Below are 23903 nucleotides of genomic sequence, written 5' to 3' on the forward strand. Positions count from 1 at the left end.
GGCCTTCATGGTTCGAGACGCGCTTCGCGCTCCTCACCATGAGGGTCTCATGACGCCGCAAGCCGCAGAAATTGCCGCTTCATCGCGTTGACCCTTGGCTTGCGACGGGTGATCGCCGCAGCGCTCGCCGTCGGCATTGTGGGGTTCGGATTGCGCAGACTGTGCGCTTGGTTAACGCGCGAGCGTTGAAATCTCGCCTGTTTTTCCTCTGATCGCGTCTTTTCAGGTCCGGACTCCGTGCTCCTACGGCCGCCCGGGTCCTTGCGAGAAACAACATGCGTCTATAGGTTGCGCTGCAGTAGCGTTAATTTTCCGTAAATGGACTGGCTGAAATGACCGTAATCGAAAGCGTGGCGTCGGAAGCAGATGCGGACCCGAAAATGCCGCCGGGCGTGCTGTTCGAAGGTCCGGTGGTCGACGCCAAGTTTCTCGATTCCTATATCGCGTTCGGCTTCATGATCGGCGGTTCGATCGCCGCGCTGGTCTGGGCGGTCTGGCAGGGCATCGGCCGTGTCGAGGTTTCGGTCTTCGTCGGCATGTTCGTGCTGACCACGATCGGGATCGGCTTCATGCATCGCTACTTCGTGCACCGGAGCTTTCGGTGCAATCCGGTCATGCGCACGATCTTCGCCGCGATCGCCACGCTGGCGGTGCAGGGCTCGATCCTGAAGTGGGTGAGCAACCATCGCCGGCACCATCTTCACTCCGACAAGCCCGGCGACGTCCACAGCCCTTACTATGACGGCAGCGGCAACCGCTATCTCAGCTTCGTCAAGGGATTCATGCATGCGCAAGGCGGCTGGGTGTGGGACCAGGCCACGACCGACGGCGAATACTACGCCAAGGATATCCTGGCCGACCCGATCTCGATGTTCTTCACCAGGACGCGCTGGTACTGGTACGCGATCTCGGCGGTGATCATTCCGGGCGCGATCGGCTACGCGTTCGGCGGCGTGCACACGATGATCGGCTGCGTGTTGTTCTCCGGCCTGTTCCGCAGCTATCTCATGACCATGGCGACCTCGCTCGTGAACTCGGTCTGCCACAGCGAGGGCCACTACGGCTACCGCCGCTTCAAGACCGACGACGGCACCACCAACGAGCTGGTGACAACGATCCTCACCTTCGGCGAGGGGCTGCACAACAACCATCACCGCTTTCCGCGCGACGCCTATCTGTCGCACGCCTGGTACGAGATCGACATCAACGGCCTGATCATTCTGGGATTGGGCAAGCTCGGCCTCGTGCACGATATCTTCATGGCCGGAAGCCGGGCTGCGCGCGCAGGTGCGGAGGGCGGGAAGGCTTCGGTGCCGGATACGGAAGCGGCGGTCTGAAGCACGAATAGCCGCCGCCGTGGAATGATGGGTTTCGCAAGTGCTCTCCCCATCCTGCGGACCGTGCGCTAATTATCGTCATCCGCCGCAAGCCGCAAAAACTGCCGCTTCATCGCGTTGACCCTGGCGACATAGCCCGCGACGAGATGATCGCCGCAGCGCTCGCCGGGCAGCATCTGAAACTTGCGGCGCGCATAGGCCGTGGCGGGACCTGCGCCGCAGAGATGGATGAAGGCGGCCAGATCCTGCTTCTGCTGCGCGCTTGGCTTCCCATCGCCCGCGAGGGAAAGAACCAGCGCGACATTGCGGTCCAGATACACCGAGGCCAGCTCGATGGCGTGGCTCGGGATCGCGCGGGTGTAGAGGAAGGCAGAACCGCAGCCGGTGTCCGTGACCGCATTGCCGTGGACACAGAACCGCGCAGCCTCCGAGAAGGCCGGATCGGTCATCTGGAAGAGGCCGACGGCGCTGGAGGCGGGCCGGTAGATCGCGAGCGGATTGAAACTCCATCGCCAGCGCCAGTAGGTGCGCGCCACCGGATTGCCTGAACTCTCGACCTGCGCAAGGGCTGCCAGCAATTCGGGCGTGATCGTCGCGGTGGAATAGGTGCGGAAGAGCGGACCGTATTGCCGCCAGGTCTCGGCGGCCTCCTTGTCGAGGGTGTTGCCGACGAGGGCGAAGAGTTCGGTTGGTTTGCGGATGATTTGATAGGCGATGTTGAGGAGGGCGAGGGCCGCAAGCAAGACTGCCACGCTGAGCGCGATCCGGACGATCCGCGGTGCGTGGGCGAACGCCTTGCGCATCCGCCGAGCGCCTCTTCGGAGGTTGCGAAAGCGAGGGACGAAGTGGCTGCGTTTTCCTGGCATTGCGCTTGCGCAGCACTGTCACCGCAATTCGAGCTGTGATCTCAAGACGCTGTGATCTCAAGATCTGGAGCCGGCCATCAATAGCGGCCGCCGCTGCCCTTTTGCTGCGTGATCCAGTCCGACAATGTTTTCGGTGTCGATTTCGCAGTCCGGCCTGGGGATGCCTTCGGATTATCACGGACGCCTTTCGTCGGACGGGTGCGCGGTGCTTCCGTTGCGCCAGCGCCCTTCAAGGCAGCCGTCGATGCCTCTGCGGCTTCCTTCTCGAGGCGCAGCTTTTTCAATCGCGCCATCTTGATGCGCTCTGCGTCGACTTCGGGACTTTCGGACAGCAGCGGCCTGTGTTGAGCAAGCTCCGCCGGGACGATGACACCGATAATGGTTGTCTCGCCGAGCGCCTTGCAGGCTTCGAGCCGATGCAGCCCCTCGACCAGAACGAGGCGGTCTCCGTCGGGCCGAACGACAATGGGGGCCTGTTGGCCGATGTCCAGAATACTTTCCGCGATCTCCCCGACGATCTCGGGCTTGATGGCCTTCTTCATTTTCGTGGGAACGAAAATCTTCTCGATCGGGAAGCTCTCCGGTGTGGGCATAACTCGACTCCGCTTCTACCGGGCCCGTCGGAACCCATGCCGATGGGTTGGGAGTTTAGGAGGGATGGGCGCGACGGCAAAGGCCATTTCGGCGGCAGGGTCTTGTGCATGGCACGGAGGCTTGTGGCCTTGAACGCGGATGCAGGGAAGCCGATCGAGGTCAACGGCCGACGGGGAGCAGACAGTTCGCCAGCGAACGGCGCTCCACGCCGTCGGCCCATCCGCCCTGCGGGCCTACCAATACGGATCGCCGTAGGGGTCGCCCATATAGGGCGGGGGCATCCAGGGTCCTCGCGGCGGCGGCCTGGGCCGCCGGGGTGCGGCCGCTTGCACGTGCGGCCGTGCAGGCGCAGCATTGTCGTTGTTCACCACGCTCCGCACGACGGGTTTCACGGATGAAGATGCGGACGAAGCCGTCGGTTGCGTTTGCAGCGCCTGGACCTGCGCGGCGAGGCGCGCATTGTCCGCCGCAGCCTTCTCCTGCGCCGTCTTGAGCTGCTGAATGGTGTCGGCCTGCTCGCGCAGCGTCTGCTCGCTGCGGCTTTTCAGTTGCTCGAGCTTTCCGTTGATGCTCGCAAGCTCGCTCGTGATGGTCTTGAGCGCTTGCGCGAGATCAGACGATGATGGGTCGGGCGCTGTGGCGCCAGTTCTTGGAGTGTCAGGTCTTGGAGTGTCAGGTCTTGGAGTGTCAGGTCTTGGAGTGTCAGGTCTTGGAGCGCTTTCCGTTTCCTTGCTGAGCGTCGGCTCCTTGCTGGGCGGCGGCGCGGGCACCGGACCAGGCTGATCCACAGCAGCCAGTTGCAGTGCCGGCGGCTGCGCCGGAGTGTCAACCGCGGACGCTTGCGGGGGCTCGCTGGCGGCCGGCGGAGCCCATCGCGCCATGATCGACTTGCCCATAGACCTGGCGTCATCGCGATATTGCGAAGCGAAGGCGGCACCGAGGACGCCGATCACCAGTACGAGGCCAACCACAGCGCGCAGCATGGGCCGACCTTGCTTCAGGCCTTGATCGCGAATTTTGCTGTCCGGCGCCGGCGCCTTGGGAGTCTTGTCCTCGGAAGTCTTGTGCTCAGGAGTCTTGTTCTCAGGAGTCTTGTCCTCAAGAGTCCTGGCTGCCTCCGCACCGGCGCTTGGTTGCGAGATCCGCGGGCCTTCGCTGCCGCGTTCCATTCCGGAAACCAGCCGGTCCAGCCGCGCCAGGTCCTGCTCTGCGCTCTTGATCTGGTCATAGGCCCGCGCCAGCCCGCCATCGGCGCGCACCGCGTCCGGCTTGGGCGCGTCAGGCTTCTGGCTATCAGGCTTTTGGGTATCAGGCTTTTGGTTGTCAGGTTTGGGGTCGTCCGCGTCAGGCACCGATGCGCTCTCCAACCAGTCTGGCGTCAATGGGAGTTCGGCAGTCCGATCGCTGGAAGCATAGGTCCCGCCACTGTCCAACACAACGCGCGTGCGAAGGAGAAATTATGGCGGGCTCGGGGGCGCAGCGGATCGCAGCCCGGCACTGAACTCGCAATTGGGCGTTGCCGAACCGACATGCGTCGCGAACGTCAGGTCCATGGCCGAAATCGGTGTTGTTCCGCTGATGCCGATGCAGGTAAGCGTGACAGCTTCACTGTCCCGTCGTGAACCCGGCGGCCGGATCGCAACGGCCCGCATTGTTCTAAATCAACATACCCGCTCATCGGCGAATTACGCTGACGAACCGTTCCAGTCCAGGAAGGAGAGTGGCCATGTCGCGCCGAACCATCGTTTCACTTACCGCATCCGCTGTCATTGGCATAGCCTGCATAGTGACTGTTTCGACTGACGCCTTCGCGTATCGAAGAGGCGCCGTTGGGGTTGGTCGGGTTGGTGTTCATCACGGCGGTGTCTATCGCGGTGGCGTCTATCGTGGTGCAGCCGTGCGCCGCGGAGTTGCCGTGGGCGTCGGAGCTGCTGCGGTCGGTGCCGCTGCTTACGGGGCGTACGGAGCCTACGGAGGCTATCGCCGTTGCGGCTACGAACCTTATCCCCCTTGCTACTAGCTGGTCTCGTAGCCTGTCTTGGCGCAGCGGCCACCGAGTAACCGGTTGAGCCGGGCTTGGTGGCCGCCTGTCCGAGGCGCAACGATCACCGCGATTATCGTGTCTCACTTGAGGGGTGCAGTCCGGAACTGTCACCGTAATTCGACGAAAAGACTTCAGCGATTTAGATTAGCCGCGCTCCATGACGTGAACAGCGTGGTTCGCTGCCACTTTGTCAATAATCGCGCAAAGAATTTGATCCAATCGACGGCCCTCAGAATAGTCGGCAGGTGCAATGAAGTCAGCGCGCTTGTCATGAATGAGCTTTTCCGCGCGCGCTTTCTTGGATTTGCTTCCGGGCTGATAGACTGCGATGGAATGACCCCCTTGGTCTCGGACAAGCCGCATGCACGGAATATCGGTCTCTCCATCGCCGATGAAGATTATGTTTGTAAATGGTACCGGCCGATCCTCGTGCGGGACGAAGTCATTGATGAGGCCGTGATCGTGAACGCTGAGAGATCCCTTGTTGATGCGGAAAAGGTATTGGGTCTTCGTGGTGTAGTTTATCGCTAGTGCAGGCCACTTCGCTGCACCGTTTGCGTCATATGCAAAAGACGAAGCGAACACCTTGGCGAATTTCTTACCGATCTTTGTCGCTTCAATCATTTCTTTGATGCCAGACGAAATAATGAAGTGTTGCAACTTGACGTGTCGCATCTTCGCATAGGCATCGATATGATCGAACCAGTCGTTGGCGCCTTTAAAAAGAGTTACGGTCTTTCCATGCTCTGCAAAGTCTCGTTTGCGAACTGGTGCGTCGACGGCCGTCGCTCGCTCAAGCATGAATGTCATGTAAGAAAGAACTTCGTCAGCTTCGTGCCGCTCCGCGCGGGCCTTGTTTTGCCGCCAAAAATCAAGCTTCTTCATTCCTATTGCTGGAATAAAGCTGTTCTCCTGGATGTTGCCTGGCGCTAGGGTGCCATCGAAATCGTAGGCAATGGCCATTGGAATCAGTTTCTTAGCCATCGTAATTCCTGTGACCTCTCGTCCTTAAGCGCTCGGTACTTCTGATTTTGTTCGTCAGCTCCCGGCTTAGGTGCTAACCAGCTTGATCGCCGTCCTGATATCGATCATAGACTCTCTCGCAAGCCCGACACATGTACCTTGACCCATTGACCGGAAAGAGTTCCTTCTGGCCGCAAGATAAGCAAGGATCGTCAAGGAATGAGATGGTCCGCTTGCCGGATTCATTCCCTCCAACAATAGCTTTGAATTCGTCAGCCATTCGACGAACTCTTTCGGCGGAGAGAGGTCTCTCAATCTCTTCCAGCAGTTGTTCGAAATAGATTCGAGCAGCCTCAAGGCTCAGCCCATATCGAATAGCGACATCGTCCGCCGTCGATAAGTTGCGTGCAGTCTCGTCGTTGATGAGGAAAGCTGCGGCGAACACCATAGCTTGATGCTCCGCAGACTGAAAGCTTGGAATCCAATTGAACTTTGTATTGCCTTGTCGCCGGCGCGGCATCGAGGCGCCTTGCAGCAGGTGTCGAGGATGGAGCGTGGCGTGCCCCAGCTCGTGCGCATAGGTAAATCGCGGGTACCCGTGGCCAAGCAATGCGTCTCGGCGGACACTTCGCCGAACACGAGTGAGAATATGAACTCCATCGAATGTGGTGAGACCAGAGTCTGTTAGGAGTTCGGAGTCTGAAACGGCTTCTAAACGGAATGGCTTGGGACCATGGACCGTCCAAATGTGGTCTACTTGCTCGAGGGCCAATACGTCGATGAAATCGGCTTCAGAAAACCTCAAGTAGGCTCGGGAGCGTTTTGCTAGTGCCCTAACCTGTGCATTGCTAAGGCCATCGACTTTGTAATCATCTGACATTGCTTCATCCCGTCACTTCGTCCCTACTTGACCTCCCTCCAAATGGCCCTGAAAAAAACGACACTACGCCTTGCGCCATTTGTCGGGGGAGCCGCGCGAGGTTTCCCGGACGCGTTCAACATGCGGGCGACTTTCCGGGCTGAGCTCTTTTGCTCGAGCTATCGCCTCGCGCTGTGTGGGCAGCACGTCGCTGGCACGCTCAGAATTTGCTCGACGAACAGCGTAATCGCCTTCATCGCGCCGTTCGATGTAGATGCGTTTGTCTTTCATCTTCACTCCTTGCGCATTTAGCAAAATGCCCGGGGCGAACCCCGGGCATTTCTACTTTAAGAGCAACCAGTTGTTGAACCGCACGTGTCACATTTCATGCACGTGCCGTTTCTCACTAAGGTGAAGTTGCCGCACTCGCTGCACATCTCGCCTTCGTAGCCTTTTGCTTTCGCTTCCGCGCGGCGCTCGGCCTTTGAGGGCACGAGGGTCTGCGCGGTGCCGGACTTGCTCCACTGCAGGGCTTCGAGCTTCTCGGTGGGTGAGAGGTCGTGGGCCACTTCCTGCTTCAGCGCGACCGCGCCTTCCAGGACGTCGCCGGCACGGCCTGCGCCGTGCGAGGCGAGGGCGGTGACCTTGGAGCCGCCGGTCGGGGCGCTGTCGTTGCCCGAGACGACCGCGGCCGAGCCGCCGCGCATCACGACGAGGTTGTCGGTGCGGGAGCGGGTGAGGCCGCGCGACACCAGCTTGTTGGCGTGGTGGCCATCGCCCGGCTCCTTGCCTTCCTCGACGCCCTTGCCGAGCGCGTCGAAGTTCGACTCGGTCGGATCGACATGGGCGAGATCGAAGCGCGACATGTAGCTCACCGCCAGCTCGCGGAAGACGTAGTCGAGGATCGAGGTCGCGTACTTGATGCTGTCGTTGCCCTGCACGGGACCCGCCGGCTCGAAGCGGGTGAAGGTGAAGGCATCGACATATTCGTCGAGCGGCACGCCGTATTGCAGGCCCAGCGACACCGCGATGGCGAAATTGTTGATGAAGGAGCGCAGCGCCGCGCCTTCCTTGTGCATGTCGATGAAGATCTCGCCGAGACGGCCATCGTCGTACTCGCCGGTGCGCAAGTAGACCTTGTGGCCGCCGACGACCGCCTTCTGGGTGTAGCCCTTGCGGCGATCCGGCATCTTCTCGCGCTCGCGCATCACGATGATGCGCTCGACCAGCTTCTCGACGACCTTTTCGGCCACCTGGGCGGTGCGTGCCGCCATCGGCTTGTCGTGGAAGGCCTCGACCGCATCGTCCTCCTCCTCATCGTCGGAGATGAGCTGCGAGTTGAGCGGCTGGCTGAGCTTCGAGCCGTCGCGATAGAGCGCGTTGGCCTTCAAGGCGAGTTTCCACGACAGCATGTAGGCGGACTTGCAGTCCTCCACCGTGGCGTCGTTCGGCATGTTGATGGTCTTGGAGATCGCGCCCGAGATGAAGGGCTGCGCCGCCGACATCATGCGGATGTGGCTCTCGACCGACAGGTAGCGCTTGCCGATCTTGCCGCAGGGGTTGGCGCAGTCGAACACCGGATAGTGCTCGGCCTTGAGGTGCGGGGCACCTTCCACCGTCATCGCGCCGCAGATGTGGACGTTGGCCGCCTCGATCTCGCGTTTTGTAAATCCGACGGCCTGGAGGAGGTCGAAGCCCGGTGCGGCAATGGCTTCGGCACCAATGCCCAACTGGTCGCGGATGAAATCCTCGCCAAAGGTCCACTTGTTGAAGGCGAACTTGATGTCGAAGGCGGTCGGCAGGGCCTTCTCGACCTTGGCGATGGCCTCATCGGTGAAGCCCTTGGCCTTCAACGTCGAGGCGTTGATGCCGGGCGCGTTGGAGAGCGAGCCGTGGCCGACGGCATAGGCCTCGATCTCGGCGATGTCGCTCTCGCGATAGCCGAGCGCGCGGAGCGCCGCGGGCACCGCGCGGTTGATGATCTTGAAGTAGCCGCCGCCGGCGAGCTTCTTGAACTTCACCAGCGCGAAGTCTGGCTCGATGCCGGTGGTGTCGCAATCCATGACGAGGCCGATCGTGCCGGTCGGCGCGATCACCGTGGTCTGGGCGTTGCGATAGCCGTGCTTCTCGCCGAGCTCGAGCGCCGCATCCCAGGCCGCCTGCGCATGCGCGACCAGGTCGACCTGCGGGCAGGAGACGAGGTCCATCGGCACCGGGTTGACCGAGAGCGCTTCGTAGCCGTTGGACTGGCCATGGGCGGCGCGGCGGTGGTTGCGGATCACGCGCAGCATGTGCGCGGCGTTCTTCTTGTAGCCGGGGAAGGTGCCGAGCTCGGACGCCATCTCCGCCGAGGTCTTGTAGGTGATGCCGGTCATGATCGCGGTCAGCGCGCCGGCGATCGCACGGCCTTCCTTGCTGTCATAGGGCAGGCCCATGGTCATCAGCAGGCCGCCGATATTGGCATAGCCGAGGCCGAGGGTGCGGAACTCGTAGGAGAGCTCGGCGATCGCCTTGGACGGGAACTGCGCCATCATCACGGAGATTTCGAGCACGATGGTCCAGAGCCGGCAGAGATGCTCGTAGCCGTCGACGTCGAAGTGCTTGGTGGTGGTGTCGTAGAACGTCAGCAGATTGGCGGAGGCGAGGTTGCACGCCGTGTCGTCCAGGAACATGTATTCCGAGCACGGATTGGAGGCGCGGATGTCGCCGGACGCCTTGCAGGTGTGCCAGTCGTTCATGGTGGTGTTGAAGTGCAGGCCCGGATCGGCCGACGCCCAGGCGGCGTAGCCGATTTTTTCCCAGAGGTCGCGCGCCTTCAGCGTCTTGGTGATCTTCTTGGTGGTGCGTCCGACGAGATTCCAGTCGCCGTCGGTTTCCACCGCGCGCAGGAAGTCGTCCCGCAGCGAGACCGAGTTGTTGGAGTTCTGCCCCGAGACGGTGAGATAGGCTTCCGAATCCCAGTCGGTGTCGTAGACGTCGAACTGGATGTCCTTGTAGCCCTGCTTGGCGAACTGGATGACGCGCTTGATGTAATTGTCGGGCACGAGGCTGCGGCGCGCGAGCTTGATCTCGCGGCGCAGGGCAGGATTCTTCTCGGGATCGAAGCAATCGTCGCCCGAGCCCTCGCAGTTGACGCAGGCCTTCAGCACCGCCTTGAGGTGCTTCTGGTTGATCTTGGAGCCGGTGACGAGAGCGGCGACCTTCTGCTCCTCCTTCACCTTCCAGTCGATATAGGTCTCGATGTCGGGGTGATCGACGTCGACGACGACCATCTTGGCGGCGCGGCGGGTGGTGCCGCCGCTCTTGATCGCGCCCGCTGCGCGGTCGCCGATCTTGAGGAAGCTCATCAGGCCGGACGAGCGGCCGCCGCCGGAGAGCTTTTCGCCTTCGCCGCGCAGGCGCGAGAAGTTGGAGCCGGTGCCGGAGCCGTACTTGAACAGGCGGGCCTCGCGGACCCAGAGGTCCATGATGCCGCCCTCGTTGACGAGGTCGTCACCGACGCCCTGGATGAAGCAGGCGTGCGGCTGCGGGTGCTCGTAGGCCGATTTGGACTTGGTCAGCTTGCCGCTGAAGGGGTCGACGTAATAATGGCCCTGGCCGGGGCCGTCGATGCCATAGGCCCAGTGCAGGCCGGTGTTGAACCATTGCGGCGAGTTCGGCGCGACCATCTGCATGGTCAGCATGTAGCGCAGCTCGTCGTAGAAGGTCTGGGCGTCCTCGTCGGAGGTGAAGTAACCGCCCTTCCAGCCCCAATAGGTCCAGCAGCCGGCGAGGCGGTCGAACACCTGCTTGGCGCTGAGCTCGCTGACATAGCGCTCCTTCTCGGGGAGAGCAGCGAGGGCCTCGGTGTCGGGCACCGAGCGCCACAGGAAGGAGGGGACGGATTCCTCCTCGACCTTCTTCAGGCGCGCGGCAACGCCCGCCTTGCGGAAATATTTCTGGGCCAGCACGTCCGAGGCGACCTGCGACCATTCGGTCGGAACTTCGACGTTCTCAAGCTTGAACACGACCGAGCCGTCGGGATTCCTGATTTCCGACGTGGTCAGCCGGAAATCGATCCCGGCATAAGGTGACTGTCCCGAAGTGGTGTGGCGCCGCTCAATCCGCATGGTCTTGCCCCGTCCTTATTTTTAGCCGGACTGCCTCCGCAAGGCACCCGGGTCGACATTTCGGTTCGCGAATCCTCAAGGGCCACTTCGGGCTCAAAGGCTTCGCAGTTCAGCCGGTGGACCCGGCCCTTGTTCTCCCGGCGACGGCGAGGTGCGAGCACCTTTCCTCCGACGGCATGTCCAGACCCATCCGCCCCCAAGGCAATGCGTCCGACATACGTTCAACGCCCCACAACATCACAACTTCAACCATTGCCATTCGAGCCTATTTCCAGCCCGTTCCGGCGCCCGAAAGATCCGCTTTCGCGGGGCAGACAAGCCCTCTTTCCGCTGCCTTCGTCTGGCGGGGCGGAGTGCAGTTTTGCGGACCCTTTGGGGGAGTGCCGGCGGGACGCAAACTCACTCGCGCCGAACGGACCGAAAGCTAGGACTCTCCGTTGCGCCCGTCAAGAACTAGTGCGAGTTCCTGAATCAAATACTAAATATGGTGGATTGCGGGGGATAACAGGGGGCAAGCCCGCGCCTGTTGTGGAGCCAAGTATCGGTGAGTCCTGAAGGATTCCCAACCGAAAAAATTTGTCTCCCGCAGTGTTCGGGACCCTTCATCCCGCTGTTCACAGGGCAGGTATATTTTTGGGCAACGGGGTTGCGCAAAGGGGACTCACGTAGGGCTACGGAAGGTGAGGGCAGGCATGCCCGCCGGGGTGGTGGTGGGAGCAGCGAATCCGGGCCAAGCTGAGCCACCTTTTGCCGGACTGCCCACATGCTCGATTCGACCCGCCGGGATGCGCGACCGCGCATCGCCCCGGCCGGCCTGATGTTCCTTGCCATCACCTCGGTGGGCTGGGGCTTCAACTGGCCGGTGACGAAGTTCCTGCTCGGCGAGTTGCCGCCGCTGACCCTGCGCGGGGTTACCGGCGTGCTCGGCGCGGTGCTGCTGGCGGCGCTCGCTTTGGTCCGCGGCGACAGCCTCAAGGTCGCGCGCGAGATCTGGCCGCGGCTGTTCACCGCCGCCATGCTCAACGTCACCGGCTGGATGGTGCTGATGGGCCTGGCGCTGCTCTGGCTGCCGGCGAGCGAAGCGGCGCTGATCGCCTACACCATGCCGGTCTGGGCCTCGATCATCGCCTGGCCGGTGCTGGGCGAGCGGCCGACCTTGCTGCGCACGCTGGCGCTGGTGATGGCCTTTGTCGGGCTCGGCTCGATCATGGGCGGCAACGGCATTGCCGCCAGCGCGGAAAAGCTGCCGGGCATCATCATGGCGCTGTTCGGCGCGATCGGTTTTGCGCTGGGCACGGTGTTCTCGAAGAAATACCCGATCCGTCTGCCGCCGATCACCGCCGCGGCCTGGCAGATCGGGATCGGCTGCCTGCCGATCTCGATCATCGGCCTGCTGGTGGAGACTTCGCATCTGGACAAGGTGACGCCGGTCGGCTGGTGGCTGCTGGTCTATTCGACCGTGGTGCAGTTCTGCATCGCCTATGTCAGCTGGTTCGCCGCGCTGTCGCGCCTGCCGGCCTCGGTGGCCGCGATCGGCACCATGGCCGTGCCTGTCATCGGCGTGGTCGCCTCCGCGATCGCGCTTGGCGAGCCGCTGGGGCCAGGCCAGATCGCCGCGCTGATCTTCACGCTCGCCGCCGTGCTGCTGGCGACGCGCTAGGGCGTGCCGCGCGAAGGCGAGGGCTCCAGGCTTCGGCCGAACATGAGGTTCGGTGCTCCCTGATTGACCGACGCGAACTGATCGAGCGGCACCGATGTCATGACGGTCGAAATGCGGGAATCGACGACTTTCAGAGTTACGTCCCGCCCGGTCTTCATCCGCCGAATGAAGGCCGCATCCACGGCGCGCGCCGCGACGCATGTGTTGGAGAAGCACCAGGCAAAGGGGACGTCGACGGCATTGCCTTTGTCAATGATGACCCTGACGCCAGCCTCCAGGAACAACATCGGAGGCACGAAGATCTGCAACCGCCCGCCCGTGCCGGCTGCGCCTTCGATCAAATCGACCCGCAGCATCTCCTGGCCCGCCTCGGTCGCGCCGGCGATGCTCGTCCGGCAGATCATGGCCTCGGCGGGCTGGAAACACAGTTTGCGCCAGCCGGAGAACCTGAGCTGCCTGAGCTGACGCTCGCCGCGGGCTTCGATCATCGCTTCGGGAGATTTCGAAGCGGCGCCCCTGGTTGCCGGATTGGACTCCTGTCCGCTGGCGCTTCCTCCCGCTCCCGCTCCCGCTGCGAGGACGATAACCGCCAAAGCCAACAATGAGGACGCGGTCCGCGCCATGATTCATCTCCGCGGAGCGATTAAGGATGCTGATCCAGGAAGCGGCTGACGATCGGCGACCAGATCGGGATGGCATCGGCCGAATGGAAGAAGAAATGGCCCTCTTTGCCAAAATCCGGCAGCAGATGATATTCAGCATCGCCGCCGGCGGCCCGGTAGGCGTCCAGGACCTGTTTCGACAATTCGGGTCCAAAATAGGAATCGTTGTGGACGTAGATGGACAGCATCGGGATGTTGGCGGTGCGGCCAAACTCGCCGCCCGCCGCAATGAGCCTGTCCGGTGCGCAATTGTTGTTGGGCTTGCCGTCAACATGACCGCCGCGGCCGGCCGCGAAGGTGACGATGGCCCGGATCGAGGCCGACTTCAGGCTTGAGAGCGCGATGGCTCCCCAGCCTCCGCCCGACTGCCCGACGACGATGACGCCTTTCGGCAGCACTTCGTGTTGAGCGATCATGTGGTCGATCACCCACTGGTTAATGGTTGCAACGGCGATCCCCGGGTCGCGGAAATTCACCGCCGAACACATGCCGACATCACCGAAATACAGGCCGTACAGCCCGCGTTCGGGAAGATCGATCGCGGTGCGCGCGAAGCCGGGCCGGATCGGAACGACGACCAGATTGCCTTGCCGGGCAAACCAGAAGGCGGCGTCGCGGAATTCGACCAGCGGGAAGAAGCTGCGCTCGGTGGCATCCAGCGACTCGCCGTGGTTCATAACGACTAGCGGGAGGGGGCCCGCGATGACGGGGCGAAATTCGTAGGCGAGGAGGGGAATGGGCGTCGAGAGCAGTACCAGCTTCTCTTCGACGCGCACCTGATCGCCAGCGCTGGCTGAACCGGCGGCATCGGCAGCGCTGACCAGCAGGCACAAAACAAGCAGCCAGATCCGATAAAGCATCCAGATATCCAGGTTTCCCTCCGGCGATCACGGCACCGCGAAAACGCCCCGGGCTTGCGGCGGCTCTGCGAGGGACGTCTATTGGCAATAATCCCAATATCCGCCCGTCATGGCAGGATCGCTCCAGTACCAACAAAGCGTTGGCGACGGAGCGGGCGGCACCGCGCCCGCGGCCGAGACAACGATCATCGTTCCGAGCGCAACGCCGGCGACCACGGTTCCGTAATAGGGGCGAGGAGCCCAGACACGGACGGGACGACGAACGTTGACGTTGACGTTCGCGCTCCTGTTGACGTTGGCGTTCCTGTTGACGTTGACGTTGGCATTCTTACTGACGTTCGTATTCCGGTTCACGTTGGTGTTGCGATTCACGTTCTTGTTGCGATTGGCGTCCGCACCCCGCGCGCGGACCAACAGAACTGAATCCGGAAGATCCTGCGTCAATGTCGCGCCGCTGATGAGCGCCGGCCAAGCCGCGGCCGGATTGATCGCACCCGCCAGCAGTCCGACGCCAAGAAAGATCCCCGAGATATTCTTGTATCGCTTCATTGTTCGTCTCAACGTCAAAAGCTCGGCGCAACCGGTGGCGACCGGCTTATTCCCTCGTGTCCATGAGGACAGCGTTGGTGGCGCAAATGACTTTCTCGTCGCGATCCTGCTTGACGATCTTCACTCGCAAAATTCCATTGATCGAACTCGCTAACATGGAATCCCCGGGCAGATTGTTCGTGGACAAGCAATCCGCTCGAGAAATGCACGATCGATACCGCATCTCGCGGTGTCACATCATCGCGGTTGCCGGCAAAGACGATTGGCGAGAGGCCACCCGACAACGGCTGCGGCGATGCGTGTCAGCGCGATCCCGTCTACGGAAAATGCATTCTCCAATTGATCGCCCGGCATCAATGTCGGTCGTCTGTCGTGGTATCCTCAAAGCGCTGCGGCAGATCGAGGCGTGGCCGTGAGCGAATGCGGGGGGCGACATGAAGAAGATTGCTCGCGAGATCTCCAAAATCGGACAAGGCGCCGGCTTGCTGGCGGCCGCGTCCTTGCTCGCAGTCTCGGCACGTGCGGACGACTTGAAGCTCATGGCCGCAAGTCCCGCGATTCAGAAGGAGCAGGCTCGCATCGTGGCCGCGGAAGCCAAGGCGCCGTCAAATCCGCAGCGCGAGGCCTATTTCGGCGAAACGCACGTCCACACCGCCTATTCGCTGGACGCCTATCTCGGCGGTGCGCGGCTTACGCCGGATGGGGCGTATCGCTTTGCGCAGGGCGAAAAAATGACGGTCAACGGGCAGCTGCATCGCATCGTCGAGCCGCTCGATTTCGCAGCAGTGACCGATCACGCCGAATATCTCGGCGAGATGTATTCGACCATGGTCGCGGGCGCGCCGGGAAATGATCAGGACAAGCTGAAGGAACTGCGGTCGATGACCTCGATCGAGGACCGCGAAACCTGGTTCCTGAACTATGTCGTAAAGAGCAACCGCTCGGATACGCCGCAGCACCCACCCTTCTTCGCGGGCCCGCAGACGACGAAGAGCGCGTGGGTCATCGAGCTCGAGGCCGCCGAGCGCAACTATCAGCCCGGCAAGTTCACGACGATACCGGCGTTCGAATGGAGCGCCGCGCCGAAGGGCGGCAATCTGCACCGCAACGTGTTTTTCCGGGACATCCGCGTGCCCGAGATACCGATGAGCTACATCGAGATCAACCGCGAGGACGCGCTTTGGGCCTGGATGGGCGGCCTTGAAAAAATCGGCGCATCGGTGATTGCGGTCCCGCACAATTCGAACGCCAGCAAGGGCATGATGTTCGACCCGCTCGATCCGCAGGGCAAGCCGATCGATGCCGCCTATGCACGGACGCGCGCCCATTTCGAGCCGCTGATCGAGATGATGCAGGTGAAGGGCAATTCGGAGGTTCACCGGAATTTCTGGGCTGCCGATGAATTCGCAAACTTCGAGAACGCGGACTCGATGGCGAACTACAGCGGGCGCGTGGCCAAGAAGGAGAATTTCGTCCGCTACGGGCTTGTCAAAGGCCTCGAGTATGAGCGATCGCTAGGTGCCAATCCCTACAAATACGGCATCGTCGGCGGAACGGACAGTCACAACGGCACGCCGGCCGATACGGACGAAGGCAATTTCAAGGTTGGCAGCCATGGCGCCGCTGACGGTACCATCGAGCGACGCCGGACCGCGGAGGTCGGCGGCTGGATCGGCGGCATCGACCTGAACCCCGGCGCGCTCACGGGCGTCTGGGCAACCAGCAACACACGCGGCGCCATCTGGGACGCGATGAAGGCAAAGGAGACCTTTGCCACCAGCGGCGTCCGCATCAAGGTCCGCATGTTCGCCGGCTTCGATCTTCCGGGACCGGACGCCAATCCGAAAGCCACGGTCGAGAACGGCTACCGGCTCGGCGTGCCGATGGGGGCCACCTTGCCGGCGGTTGCCGCCGGCGAGAAGCGCCCGTTGCGTTTCAACGTGATGGCGCTCAAGGGTCCGAAGGACGCCAGTCTCGATCGCATCCAGATCATCAAGGGCTGGATCGGCGCGGATGGCACGCCGCAGGAGAAAATCGTCAATATCGCATGGTCGGGCGACCGCAAGATCGGACCGGACGGCAAGCTGCCGCCTGTGGCCAATACGGTTGATTTGAAGACGGCCACCTACAGCAATGCAACCGGCAGTTCGCAACTGACCGGGACCTGGGTGGACGACGAATTCGAGCCTACCCAGCACGCGCTGTACTACGCCCGCGTGCTGCAGATTCCGACACCGCGCTGGAGTACCTATGATGCCGTGCGCGCCAGGCTGCCGTTGCTAGATGGCGTGGCGGCCACGGTGCAGGAGCGGGCGTGGACGTCGCCGATCTGGTACACGGCTGCCAACGAGTCGCCGCCGCGGATCGTGCCGTCGCGCAGCACCAGGACACCATTGCCCCCGCCTTGAACGCCGTCTTGCAACTCGACGGTTAGCGCGTACAGCCCGTTTCTGATCACGACGGCGCCCTCCGGTTCATGACGTGAAGTAGAGGTAGTTGGTCCAGCTTGTCATCCGCATCAGCGCCATTCGAATGATCCCGGCGATCTGCACGTTGCCGCTGTAAATTGCGGCGTCGCCCTGGGTGCCTGCGGGCAATCTCAATTGTTCCGCATCGTCCAGTCGGATGCGAACGGCAAATCGCGCATTGCCGGGGTTGCCGACGCCCGGAAACAGACCGCTTGCGGTCAGTTGTCCTTCGCTGGCCATGTCGATGGTCGTGATCACCTTGCCGGGAAACACGCGGCCGGGGTACATCGGGAACACGACCTCCGCATACTCTCCGGGCTTGATCTGCAGGTAGGGGCCCTGCATGAAGGTTGCGACCACGACGCCGAGGTTGCTTTCGTCGCGGTCGCAGACGAATGGCAGTACGGACGCGGCGGCACTGACGACCGCACCCGGCACAAGCTGCAGATTGACCGCATGGCCGTCGCACGGCGCGCGAACGACCGACTCATCGAGATTGTACTTTGCCGCCGCCAGCTGTTGGCGCACCTGTGCCACGGCGGTGTTGTCGTTGCCGATGTTGGATTGATAGGCGAGCCGCGCGCGGTCCTCGGCCGCTCTGGCTTCGGCAACCACTTGCCCCGCGGTTTCGGCGTTGCGCTGGGCGCGATCGAGAGCCGCCTGCGCGACCACCTGCTTGGTGAACAGGTCCTGTTGCCGCTGCAAATCGGCCTTCGCGAGGTCAAACTGTGCCGTGGCCTTTTCGACCCCCGCGGACGCCTGGTCGAGCGAAGACTTCAACTGCGGGACGTTTTGCTGGGCGGCGGCCAGGGCCGCCTGGAGCCGTTCGACCTCGAACTGAAAGGACTGTGGGTCGATCCGGAAAATGACGTCGCCTTTCCTGATTGGTGTATTCGGCTGCGCGAGGATCTCCTGGACCCGTCCTGGCGTCGTGATGTGCGGAATGATCTGAACGATGCGCTGGAACACCCGCGCATCCGTCGATGACGGGTGATAGTTGTTCATCGACACGAGAATGAAGAAGGCAAAGAGAGGGCCGACCGCAGCCAGGGTGATAGCGATGGGGAGGGTCAGGCGGATCAATTTGAACTTGGCGAAGATCAGCCAAATGATCAGCATGTAGAGACCGAAAATGGCAGCCATCATGGCGTGGTCTCCCGCGCTTTGCTGCCGGTGAGGTTCTCGATGGCCGCAATCCGGCCGAGAAGCCTTGTCAACTCGTCCTCGATCGCGTCGGCCGACGCCACGACATCAGCCTCATTCTGCCCGGAAGGCGCGTTGAGCGTACGGTAGAGGTAGATCACGAAGACGGAACTGACGGTTGCCCAGAGCATGGCTAGGCTCCTCGCCCGGCAGGCGCCTTGGGCAAGCTTGCCTCGATCGCCGCGAGCCGCTGCGAAGCCTGCTTCAGCTTGCCCATTTGCGACGGTGTAGCTTGTGCCGAACCGGGACCTTCGGCTGCCGCGACCGGCAGGTCGAGATGCGCCCACACCATCGCAATGGGCCACAACACGAGCGTAATGATACCCATCCAGCCGCAAACGCTGATGGCATCCGCTTGCGGATGGTGGCGCGCCCTGGCGATGTCGCCGGGAAGGCGTCCCAGCCTGAAGATCAGCAGCCCCAGAACCACAGGCATCACAAAGAGGATGCCGAGCGTGAGCCAATGCAGGAATGGGCCGAACCCTTGTAGCGTAAACTGCACGTTGACCTCCTAGCTCTGTCCAGACTTAGGCGCACCCACGCGGAGAAGACCGAGTGTTCCCTGGTCCTTGTCGGCGTCGCCCAAATGAGGTTGCGCAAGTTTTCGGCCGACGTTCATAGGGCTATAGGCGCCGACGTTCGCGCCTGGCTCGATCTCAATCAGCATAAGGAGGAATGCCAGGAGTCCGCAGCTCAGAGCGCCTGATGCTTTCATGTTCGTTCCAATCCACTTGCAGAACGCGCGGTCGGATTTGAAACGTCCGGCCGTGCAAGCCATGGTATTCGTCGTGTTAGATCAAAGGCCACCGAAGCGTAACAGGCCGCGGGAATTGACATTGATCACGAGCTACCAATTGAAGGCCGAAAGCGGTCCGAGCGATCTCCAGATCAGATCGCGAAACTACCGACCCGCGTCACGAACCAGACCATCGATATGGTGCCGATCAGATAGGCCGCGGTGAGGCGAGCCGGCATGACCGGAAAAGTGACGAGCGCTGTCGCCGCTCTGACCACGAGCAGGATCGTCGCAACGAACAGGAGCTGGCCGGCCTCGACGCCCACGTTGAACATCAGCAGAGCCACCGGGATATCCAGCTGCGGCAATCCGGTCTCCTTGAGCGCGCCGGCAAAGCCGAAGCCGTGAAGCAATCCGAAGGCGAACGCCACCACCCATGGATGGGCTTGCGAAAGCCGACGTTCGCCTGGCCTTATCTTGATGAGTTCGCTTGCCACGAAGGCGATGCTGAGCGCGATGGCGGCTTCGACCGGTTTTTGCGGCAGGTTGAAATAGCCGAGTGTGGCGCCTGCCAGCGTGACGCTGTGCGCGATCGTAAAGGCAGTGATGGTCTTCGCCAGAGTCCAGAAGTCGCGGATCAGCAGCATCAGCGCAAGCACGAACATCAGATGATCGAAGCCGGTGAGGATATGGTCGATCCCCAGCAACAGATAGGTCTTGGCCACCTCCAGCCTGCTCTGAGCGCCGGCCACGAGGATCGTCGAGGAGTCCGGGGTGATCCGCGCGACTTCCGTGGTGCCGTCGCGGTACTCGATCCGCGCCAGCGCATCTGTGACACCCGACCTCAGGCCATCGACGGAAATCTCGCGACCCTTCAATCCACCGGCGCAGACCACGCTCGATCGTTCGAAGAAGGACCCCGCCTGAATGGTCCTGACCGGCTCCGCTTTTGGTTGGCAAGACGCGGGCAGGCGAACATAGATGCCCAGACGCAAATCGCCGAGCGCCGGCACCTTCCACACCACCGCGAATTCGTCTGCTGCAGTTTCGCGGATGTCGAGATAGGCCGGCCGGAGTTCATCGGCCGCGGCGAGATTTGCGGCGAACAATTGCGCGAGAAGGAGAAGAATGCTGGCCAGACGGATCATGGGCCATTCACCGGTCTGGGACGGGCCTGCGGCTTCTCCTCCATGGTGACCCGGTAGCTCGTCAGCAGCGCGGCGAAGCGTTGTCCCTCGATCGCCTTTCGTTTGTCATTGCCCCATTCGCGCTCGACGGCGGCGCGAACTTCGGCTAGCGCGGGCATGCGTCCCGGTTGATGCTCCGTGACCCGGATCAGATGCAATCCGAAGTCCGACTCGACCGGGCCGGTCCACTGCCCGGGCGCGATCCTGTCGATAGCCTCGGCGAAAGCCGGTCCGAATGTCTGGCTGATCGAGGCCTTGCTGGTGAGCTCCAGCGTCTGCGGCAGCAGCGTAGCGTCCCCGAATTCACCCGGATCGATCGATGATTTGGTGCGCAGGATCTGAAGGGCCGACGCTGCGTCCCGATCGAGCCTGTCGCCATGCCGGTCCGGACTCAACAGCACCTGCACGAAGGCATACGCGGGATCGATTTCGAACTTGCCGGCGTGGTCCTTCAGATAGATTTCGAGCTCGGCATCGGTTGGCGACAGGGTCGCAGTCTCGGCGCTGTTCAGAAACTCCATCTTGAGACGGAGGCGACGACGAATGATCGTGTCGTCCCGGTCGAGACCCAGCGCAAGCGCCTCGCGCACGAAAATCTCCTCCTTGACGTAGTCGTCGATCAAATTCTTCAGTTCGACGCTTGCCGGCGGCCGCTGCCAGATCGCTGTAAACTGAGTGGCAAGGCGCTCGACCCGGGACTCCGTGATGATGATCTCGTCAGGCTTGCCCGCATCAAAGCGATTGAGGAGGCCGTAAGCGGCGAAGACAGCGACCGCCAGCGCCAGGAAATGCAGCAGCGGCTCTTCGAGCAGACGTTTGATCATGGTTCCGGCCGCGGCTTATGATGGCGTGTACCAGACCGGCGAGGTCCAGGCGCGCTCCTGATGCTTCATCGGCACCTCCGGCGGCATCTTGATCCCGAAGCGGAATGCGTCATAGGCGGTCCAGCGCGGCGTCGGGATCTCGATGACACGAGCATAGTAGAACGCCCGCACGGATCGATCGAAGTCCGGATCCTTCCAGACTCCGACGAGTTCGGAAGCGCCGATGCTGTTGGTCCAACTGGCATGCGCCACGTCGACGGTGTCGCCGACCGGCGGCAACTTGCCGTCCTTGCCGGGCCTGCGGCGCTGCGCATCGCTCCACACCACGTTGTAGATATTCTCCTGCGGCTTGCCGGCCTTGTCGAGCCAGCCCTTGACGATCTGGATACGGTCGAGGTTGCCGCCCAGCGCATCCTTCATCGCCGCGATCAGGAAGGTCGGGGCCTTGCCCGCCGCCGGAGGCTTCGGCAGATCCGCGCCCATCGGCACACCCTTGGCGTAGCCGGTCTCGGCGACGTAGCGCGAACGCGCGTCATCGACCGTGAAGTCCCAGCCGGCGAACAGACGAACCGTCATGCGGGTGCCCGAGGTCGCGTAGACCTCCTTGCGCTTCATCGCGTCCCAGAGCGCTTCGCGGGTGTTCTCGGTCGCCCACACCGCCGCGTAGCCGGCGGCGGTATACTGCCACGTGTATCGCGTCTTGCCGAAGCCTTGCTTGGAGACGTGCTCCCAGCGGTTTGGACGCGGCTCCTGGTTGACATGCTTGCCGTAGAAATTGTCCTCCTCGATCGAGGTCAGCGAGTTGTGCACGTCGGTGCCGCCGATGAAGCCGAATTTGAACGGATTGATGCCGAGTTTCTGCTCCTGCATGAGGCCCTGCAACAATCCCCAGCGGAGATAGTTGGTCGGCATCATTTCCCGCGACAGCGGCTTGTCCTCGAGCGTCAGGTTGCCATATTCCCAGCCGGCGATGCCGAAGTCCGCGAATTCGTCGTTCGGCGACAGTGCAGGATGCGTCTCGCTGGCGCCTTTTGTCTGCATCATTTCCTGCAGCACTTCCCAGCGCGCGCGTCGCTCGGCGTAGTCCTTCGAGAGCGGCTTGCCGGCGAAATCCACCAGTTCGAACATACGGCCATTGGAAAGGTTGGCGTTATGCGGGATGGCGAGCAGCTTGCCGCCGGTTTTCTGCTCGTATTTCTCCATCCACGCCCAGAGTTTCTCCGGGTCTTCGCTCTGCCAGGCCGAGAACGGCAATATCTGGTCGGCCTTGTCCTTGTTGTCGCGGAACAGCACGTTGCGATGCAGATTGTTGCCGCCGGGAACCGACGTCCATTCGAAGCCGATCATCGCGGTGAAGCGTCCGGGCTCGTTGAACTTCTCCGCTGTCGAGGTGTAGTCCTGCCAGACCGATTTCATGATGGGAGCGACGACCTTGGGGTCCTTGATCGGCGCGGGCAAAGTGCCTTGGGCCTGCGCCGACACGAGCTCGTTCATGGCATCCTGTTGCGCTTTGCCGCCGGTCTTCAGCGCCTTGCCCCAGCGCACGAGAGTGGAATCCGAAGCAAATGCCGGGTTGCCGTCGGCGACCTGAAACATGAGGCCGAGCCCCTCGGCGTGATCCGACACCACGAGGAAGTCGAGCGGGCGCGAGAGCTTTGCCGGTACGCCGGATGAGGACACAACCTCTTCGCCGCGCGCGAAACGGTAGGCCTGCTCCGGGCTGAGCTTGTTGCCGCCCATGAACGCATCGCCGGAATTGGCGGTGTGGTGATGCGTGTCGCCGAAGAACACGCGGGTCGGATATTTGCGTCCGGCATAGGGCGAATAGCGCTTTTTTGCCTCGACGGCTGCGGTCGTCTCCGGTGTGCTTTCGCGGCTGACGCCGTCGTCGGGATCGAACGCGCCCTTGACCGAGACATCATCGCTGGCGATTCCAGCCGCTGCGGATTGGGCTTGAGTGTTTTCGGGAAGGGCGACCGCAAGCCCAAATCCGGCAATCACGATCGCGATCGAGCGTCGGGCCATCATTTTGTTCATCCTTCATTGGCACGTCTGTGAGACGGCCGACGCAACAAGTCGGACTTGGTTCAACCTTGATGAGCTAAAGAACACGCTGCTGACATTGTGGGCTCGAGCCCAGCTTACAATTTGCGCGGGTAGACCGTCGCATTCGGCCAAGCGCGCCGCTGCACAAGTTGAGATGGATCAAAAAAGCGAACTGCCCACCAGAGTATCAGGAGATGGGATCGACGAATGTTCACGGGTGGTCAATTGGAGGTCTGATGTTGCACCGCAATGAGGCGTGCAGAACGGTCCTCAAGCAAGGCTGGCTGAGCCAGACGCCTGCATCGTTTCAGGGCGAAGTCCTGGCTCGATGCCTGCTCCAGCGGTTCAAGCAGGGCGCGTCTGTCTACTCGATCGGCGACAGGCCCGGCGGCATGTTCGGTCTTGTGGCCGGGGGTCTCGGTGTCACGATGGCACCACAGGAAGAGGGGCCCTATGTCGCGCATTTTGCGATGCCCGGTACGTGGTTTGGAGAGGCTGCCGCCTTCACGCGTCAGCCTCGGATGATCGGCCTCACGGCCACCCGAGATAGTGAATTGTTTCACCTGCCGCTCTCAGCCGTCGACGAGATCGTCAAGCGTGATCCTTCTGCGTGGCGATATCTGGGTCTGGTAACGCTTGATCATCTACGCCTGTCTCTGGGAGCAGCCGACGACCTCATGATACGCAACCACGTCAAACGGTTCGTCGCCGTTCTGCTTCGTACTGCGGGTTGCAGGCTCACAACCCCCCCAAGCCAGTGCCCGATTGAGATCGACATCAATCATGAGGATCTCGCGCGCATGACCAATGTTGCGCGCACGACTGCCGGCGCGATCTTGCGTGCGCTGGAAGCCGATGGATGCGTGGCGCTGTCGTATCGCCGCATCGAGATGCTTGCGCCGGACCGGCTGAGGAGAATGCTGCGCGAATGACTTG

General features: G+C 62.1%; 20 protein-coding genes. 4 read left to right on the forward strand and 16 right to left on the reverse strand.

Annotated features, from left to right (window positions below):
- Positions 1-332 precede the first annotated feature (332 nt).
- Positions 333-1337 carry an acyl-CoA desaturase gene (locus NR187_RS25040; protein ID WP_211385552.1) on the forward strand — a complete coding sequence of 335 codons (1005 nt, stop codon included), beginning with the start codon at positions 333-335 and terminating at the stop codon, positions 1335-1337.
- A 68-nt stretch (positions 1338-1405) separates the two neighbouring features.
- Here NR187_RS25040 and NR187_RS25045 read toward each other — a convergent pair whose 3' ends face one another.
- The 7 genes from NR187_RS25045 to NR187_RS25075 form a co-directional block, all read right to left on the reverse strand.
- Entirely contained in the window at positions 1406-2140 is a 735-nt protein-coding gene (locus tag NR187_RS25045; RefSeq protein WP_372703277.1) for a transglycosylase SLT domain-containing protein, read from the reverse strand.
- Between the two features lie 140 nt (positions 2141-2280).
- Positions 2281-2796, reverse strand: a complete 516-nt coding sequence (locus NR187_RS25050; RefSeq protein ID WP_256808000.1) for a ParB N-terminal domain-containing protein — start codon at positions 2794-2796, stop codon at positions 2281-2283.
- Between the two features lie 234 nt (positions 2797-3030).
- Positions 3031-4149, reverse strand: a complete 1119-nt coding sequence (locus NR187_RS25055; protein WP_256808001.1) for a hypothetical protein — start codon at positions 4147-4149, stop codon at positions 3031-3033.
- Positions 4150-4985: 836 nt separating this feature from the next.
- Positions 4986-5825, reverse strand: a complete 840-nt coding sequence (locus NR187_RS25060; RefSeq protein WP_256808002.1) for an HAD family hydrolase — start codon at positions 5823-5825, stop codon at positions 4986-4988.
- A 73-nt stretch (positions 5826-5898) separates the two neighbouring features.
- Positions 5899-6684 (reverse strand): ImmA/IrrE family metallo-endopeptidase, encoded by a 786-nt coding sequence (locus NR187_RS25065; protein WP_256808003.1) that lies wholly within the window; start codon positions 6682-6684, stop codon positions 5899-5901.
- A 63-nt stretch (positions 6685-6747) separates the two neighbouring features.
- Entirely contained in the window at positions 6748-6954 is a 207-nt protein-coding gene (locus NR187_RS25070) for a DUF2188 domain-containing protein (protein ID WP_256808006.1), read from the reverse strand.
- A gap of 56 nt (positions 6955-7010) precedes the next feature.
- Positions 7011-10772, reverse strand: coding sequence for a vitamin B12-dependent ribonucleotide reductase (locus NR187_RS25075; RefSeq protein ID WP_256808007.1), 3762 nt, complete (start codon positions 10770-10772; stop codon positions 7011-7013).
- Positions 10773-11535: 763 nt separating this feature from the next.
- Here NR187_RS25075 and NR187_RS25080 point away from each other — a divergent pair.
- Positions 11536-12432, forward strand: coding sequence for a DMT family transporter (locus tag NR187_RS25080; RefSeq protein WP_211385556.1), 897 nt, complete (start codon positions 11536-11538; stop codon positions 12430-12432).
- On the opposite strand, the gene NR187_RS25085 is transcribed toward NR187_RS25080, so the two are convergent.
- The 3 genes from NR187_RS25085 to NR187_RS25095 all read right to left on the reverse strand — a co-directional run bounded on the left by NR187_RS25085 (position 12429) and on the right by NR187_RS25095 (position 14503).
- Positions 12429-13055: an invasion associated locus B family protein gene (locus NR187_RS25085; protein ID WP_211385557.1), complete on the reverse strand. Its 627-nt coding sequence runs from the start codon at positions 13053-13055 to the stop codon at positions 12429-12431. The two genes, NR187_RS25080 and NR187_RS25085, sit on opposite strands and share 4 nt — an antisense overlap.
- A gap of 20 nt (positions 13056-13075) precedes the next feature.
- Entirely contained in the window at positions 13076-13954 is an 879-nt protein-coding gene (locus NR187_RS25090; RefSeq protein WP_211385558.1) for a dienelactone hydrolase family protein, read from the reverse strand.
- Between the two features lie 78 nt (positions 13955-14032).
- A complete protein-coding gene (locus tag NR187_RS25095) occupies positions 14033-14503 on the reverse strand; it encodes a hypothetical protein (protein ID WP_211385559.1) in 471 nt (156 codons plus the stop codon).
- Positions 14504-14937: 434 nt separating this feature from the next.
- Here NR187_RS25095 and NR187_RS25100 point away from each other — a divergent pair, with 434 nt between their 5' ends.
- A complete protein-coding gene (locus NR187_RS25100; RefSeq protein ID WP_256808008.1) occupies positions 14938-16911 on the forward strand; it encodes a DUF3604 domain-containing protein in 1974 nt (657 codons plus the stop codon).
- A 66-nt stretch (positions 16912-16977) separates the two neighbouring features.
- Here NR187_RS25100 and NR187_RS25105 read toward each other — a convergent pair whose 3' ends face one another.
- The 6 genes from NR187_RS25105 to NR187_RS25130 form a co-directional block, all read right to left on the reverse strand.
- Positions 16978-18117, reverse strand: a complete 1140-nt coding sequence (locus NR187_RS25105) for an HlyD family secretion protein (protein ID WP_211385562.1) — start codon at positions 18115-18117, stop codon at positions 16978-16980.
- Entirely contained in the window at positions 18114-18305 is a 192-nt protein-coding gene (locus tag NR187_RS25110) for a hypothetical protein (RefSeq protein ID WP_211385563.1), read from the reverse strand. Before NR187_RS25110 ends, NR187_RS25105 begins: the two co-directional genes overlap by 4 nt.
- A gap of 2 nt (positions 18306-18307) precedes the next feature.
- Positions 18308-18676: a DUF3302 domain-containing protein gene (locus tag NR187_RS25115; protein ID WP_256808009.1), complete on the reverse strand. Its 369-nt coding sequence runs from the start codon at positions 18674-18676 to the stop codon at positions 18308-18310.
- A gap of 386 nt (positions 18677-19062) precedes the next feature.
- Positions 19063-20058, reverse strand: a complete 996-nt coding sequence (locus NR187_RS25120; protein ID WP_211385565.1) for a HupE/UreJ family protein — start codon at positions 20056-20058, stop codon at positions 19063-19065.
- The gene (locus NR187_RS25125) at positions 20055-20921 is read right to left on the reverse strand and encodes a peptidyl-prolyl cis-trans isomerase (protein WP_211385566.1); all 867 of its coding nucleotides are present in this window, start codon (positions 20919-20921) and stop codon (positions 20055-20057) included. The genes NR187_RS25120 and NR187_RS25125 overlap by 4 nt, the downstream gene beginning before the upstream one ends.
- A 15-nt stretch (positions 20922-20936) precedes the next feature.
- Positions 20937-22949 carry a DUF3604 domain-containing protein gene (locus NR187_RS25130; protein WP_249129322.1) on the reverse strand — a complete coding sequence of 671 codons (2013 nt, stop codon included), beginning with the start codon at positions 22947-22949 and terminating at the stop codon, positions 20937-20939.
- Positions 22950-23203: 254 nt separating this feature from the next.
- Between NR187_RS25130 and NR187_RS25135 the strand changes: the two genes are divergently transcribed.
- Positions 23204-23899 carry a Crp/Fnr family transcriptional regulator gene (locus NR187_RS25135; RefSeq protein WP_256808010.1) on the forward strand — a complete coding sequence of 232 codons (696 nt, stop codon included), beginning with the start codon at positions 23204-23206 and terminating at the stop codon, positions 23897-23899.
- Positions 23900-23903: the final 4 nt, after the last annotated feature.

This window comes from Bradyrhizobium sp. Bra64, assembly GCF_024519875.1.
GTDB classification, from domain to species: domain Bacteria; phylum Pseudomonadota; class Alphaproteobacteria; order Rhizobiales; family Xanthobacteraceae; genus Bradyrhizobium; species Bradyrhizobium japonicum_G.

What these genes read in the sequence shown, in the direction of transcription:
- NR187_RS25040 (WP_211385552.1), top strand. Translation starts at nt 333, where the DNA reads ATGACCGTAATCGAAAGCGTGGCGTCGGAAGCAGATGCGGACCCGAAA.
- NR187_RS25045 (WP_372703277.1), bottom strand. Translation starts at nt 2,140, where the DNA reads ATGCGCAAGGCGTTCGCCCACGCACCGCGGATCGTCCGGATCGCGCTC.
- NR187_RS25050 (WP_256808000.1), bottom strand. Translation starts at nt 2,796, where the DNA reads ATGCCCACACCGGAGAGCTTCCCGATCGAGAAGATTTTCGTTCCCACG.
- NR187_RS25060 (WP_256808002.1), bottom strand. Translation starts at nt 5,825, where the DNA reads ATGGCTAAGAAACTGATTCCAATGGCCATTGCCTACGATTTCGATGGC.
- NR187_RS25065 (WP_256808003.1), bottom strand. Translation starts at nt 6,684, where the DNA reads ATGTCAGATGATTACAAAGTCGATGGCCTTAGCAATGCACAGGTTAGG.
- NR187_RS25070 (WP_256808006.1), bottom strand. Translation starts at nt 6,954, where the DNA reads ATGAAAGACAAACGCATCTACATCGAACGGCGCGATGAAGGCGATTAC.
- NR187_RS25075 (WP_256808007.1), bottom strand. Translation starts at nt 10,772, where the DNA reads ATGCGGATTGAGCGGCGCCACACCACTTCGGGACAGTCACCTTATGCC.
- NR187_RS25080 (WP_211385556.1), top strand. Translation starts at nt 11,536, where the DNA reads ATGCTCGATTCGACCCGCCGGGATGCGCGACCGCGCATCGCCCCGGCC.
- NR187_RS25085 (WP_211385557.1), bottom strand. Translation starts at nt 13,055, where the DNA reads ATGGCGCGGACCGCGTCCTCATTGTTGGCTTTGGCGGTTATCGTCCTC.
- NR187_RS25090 (WP_211385558.1), bottom strand. Translation starts at nt 13,954, where the DNA reads ATGCTTTATCGGATCTGGCTGCTTGTTTTGTGCCTGCTGGTCAGCGCT.
- NR187_RS25095 (WP_211385559.1), bottom strand. Translation starts at nt 14,503, where the DNA reads ATGAAGCGATACAAGAATATCTCGGGGATCTTTCTTGGCGTCGGACTG.
- NR187_RS25100 (WP_256808008.1), top strand. Translation starts at nt 14,938, where the DNA reads ATGAAGAAGATTGCTCGCGAGATCTCCAAAATCGGACAAGGCGCCGGC.
- NR187_RS25105 (WP_211385562.1), bottom strand. Translation starts at nt 18,117, where the DNA reads ATGATGGCTGCCATTTTCGGTCTCTACATGCTGATCATTTGGCTGATC.
- NR187_RS25110 (WP_211385563.1), bottom strand. Translation starts at nt 18,305, where the DNA reads ATGCTCTGGGCAACCGTCAGTTCCGTCTTCGTGATCTACCTCTACCGT.
- NR187_RS25120 (WP_211385565.1), bottom strand. Translation starts at nt 20,058, where the DNA reads ATGATCCGTCTGGCCAGCATTCTTCTCCTTCTCGCGCAATTGTTCGCC.
- NR187_RS25125 (WP_211385566.1), bottom strand. Translation starts at nt 20,921, where the DNA reads ATGATCAAACGTCTGCTCGAAGAGCCGCTGCTGCATTTCCTGGCGCTG.
- NR187_RS25130 (WP_249129322.1), bottom strand. Translation starts at nt 22,949, where the DNA reads ATGATGGCCCGACGCTCGATCGCGATCGTGATTGCCGGATTTGGGCTT.
- NR187_RS25135 (WP_256808010.1), top strand. Translation starts at nt 23,204, where the DNA reads ATGTTGCACCGCAATGAGGCGTGCAGAACGGTCCTCAAGCAAGGCTGG.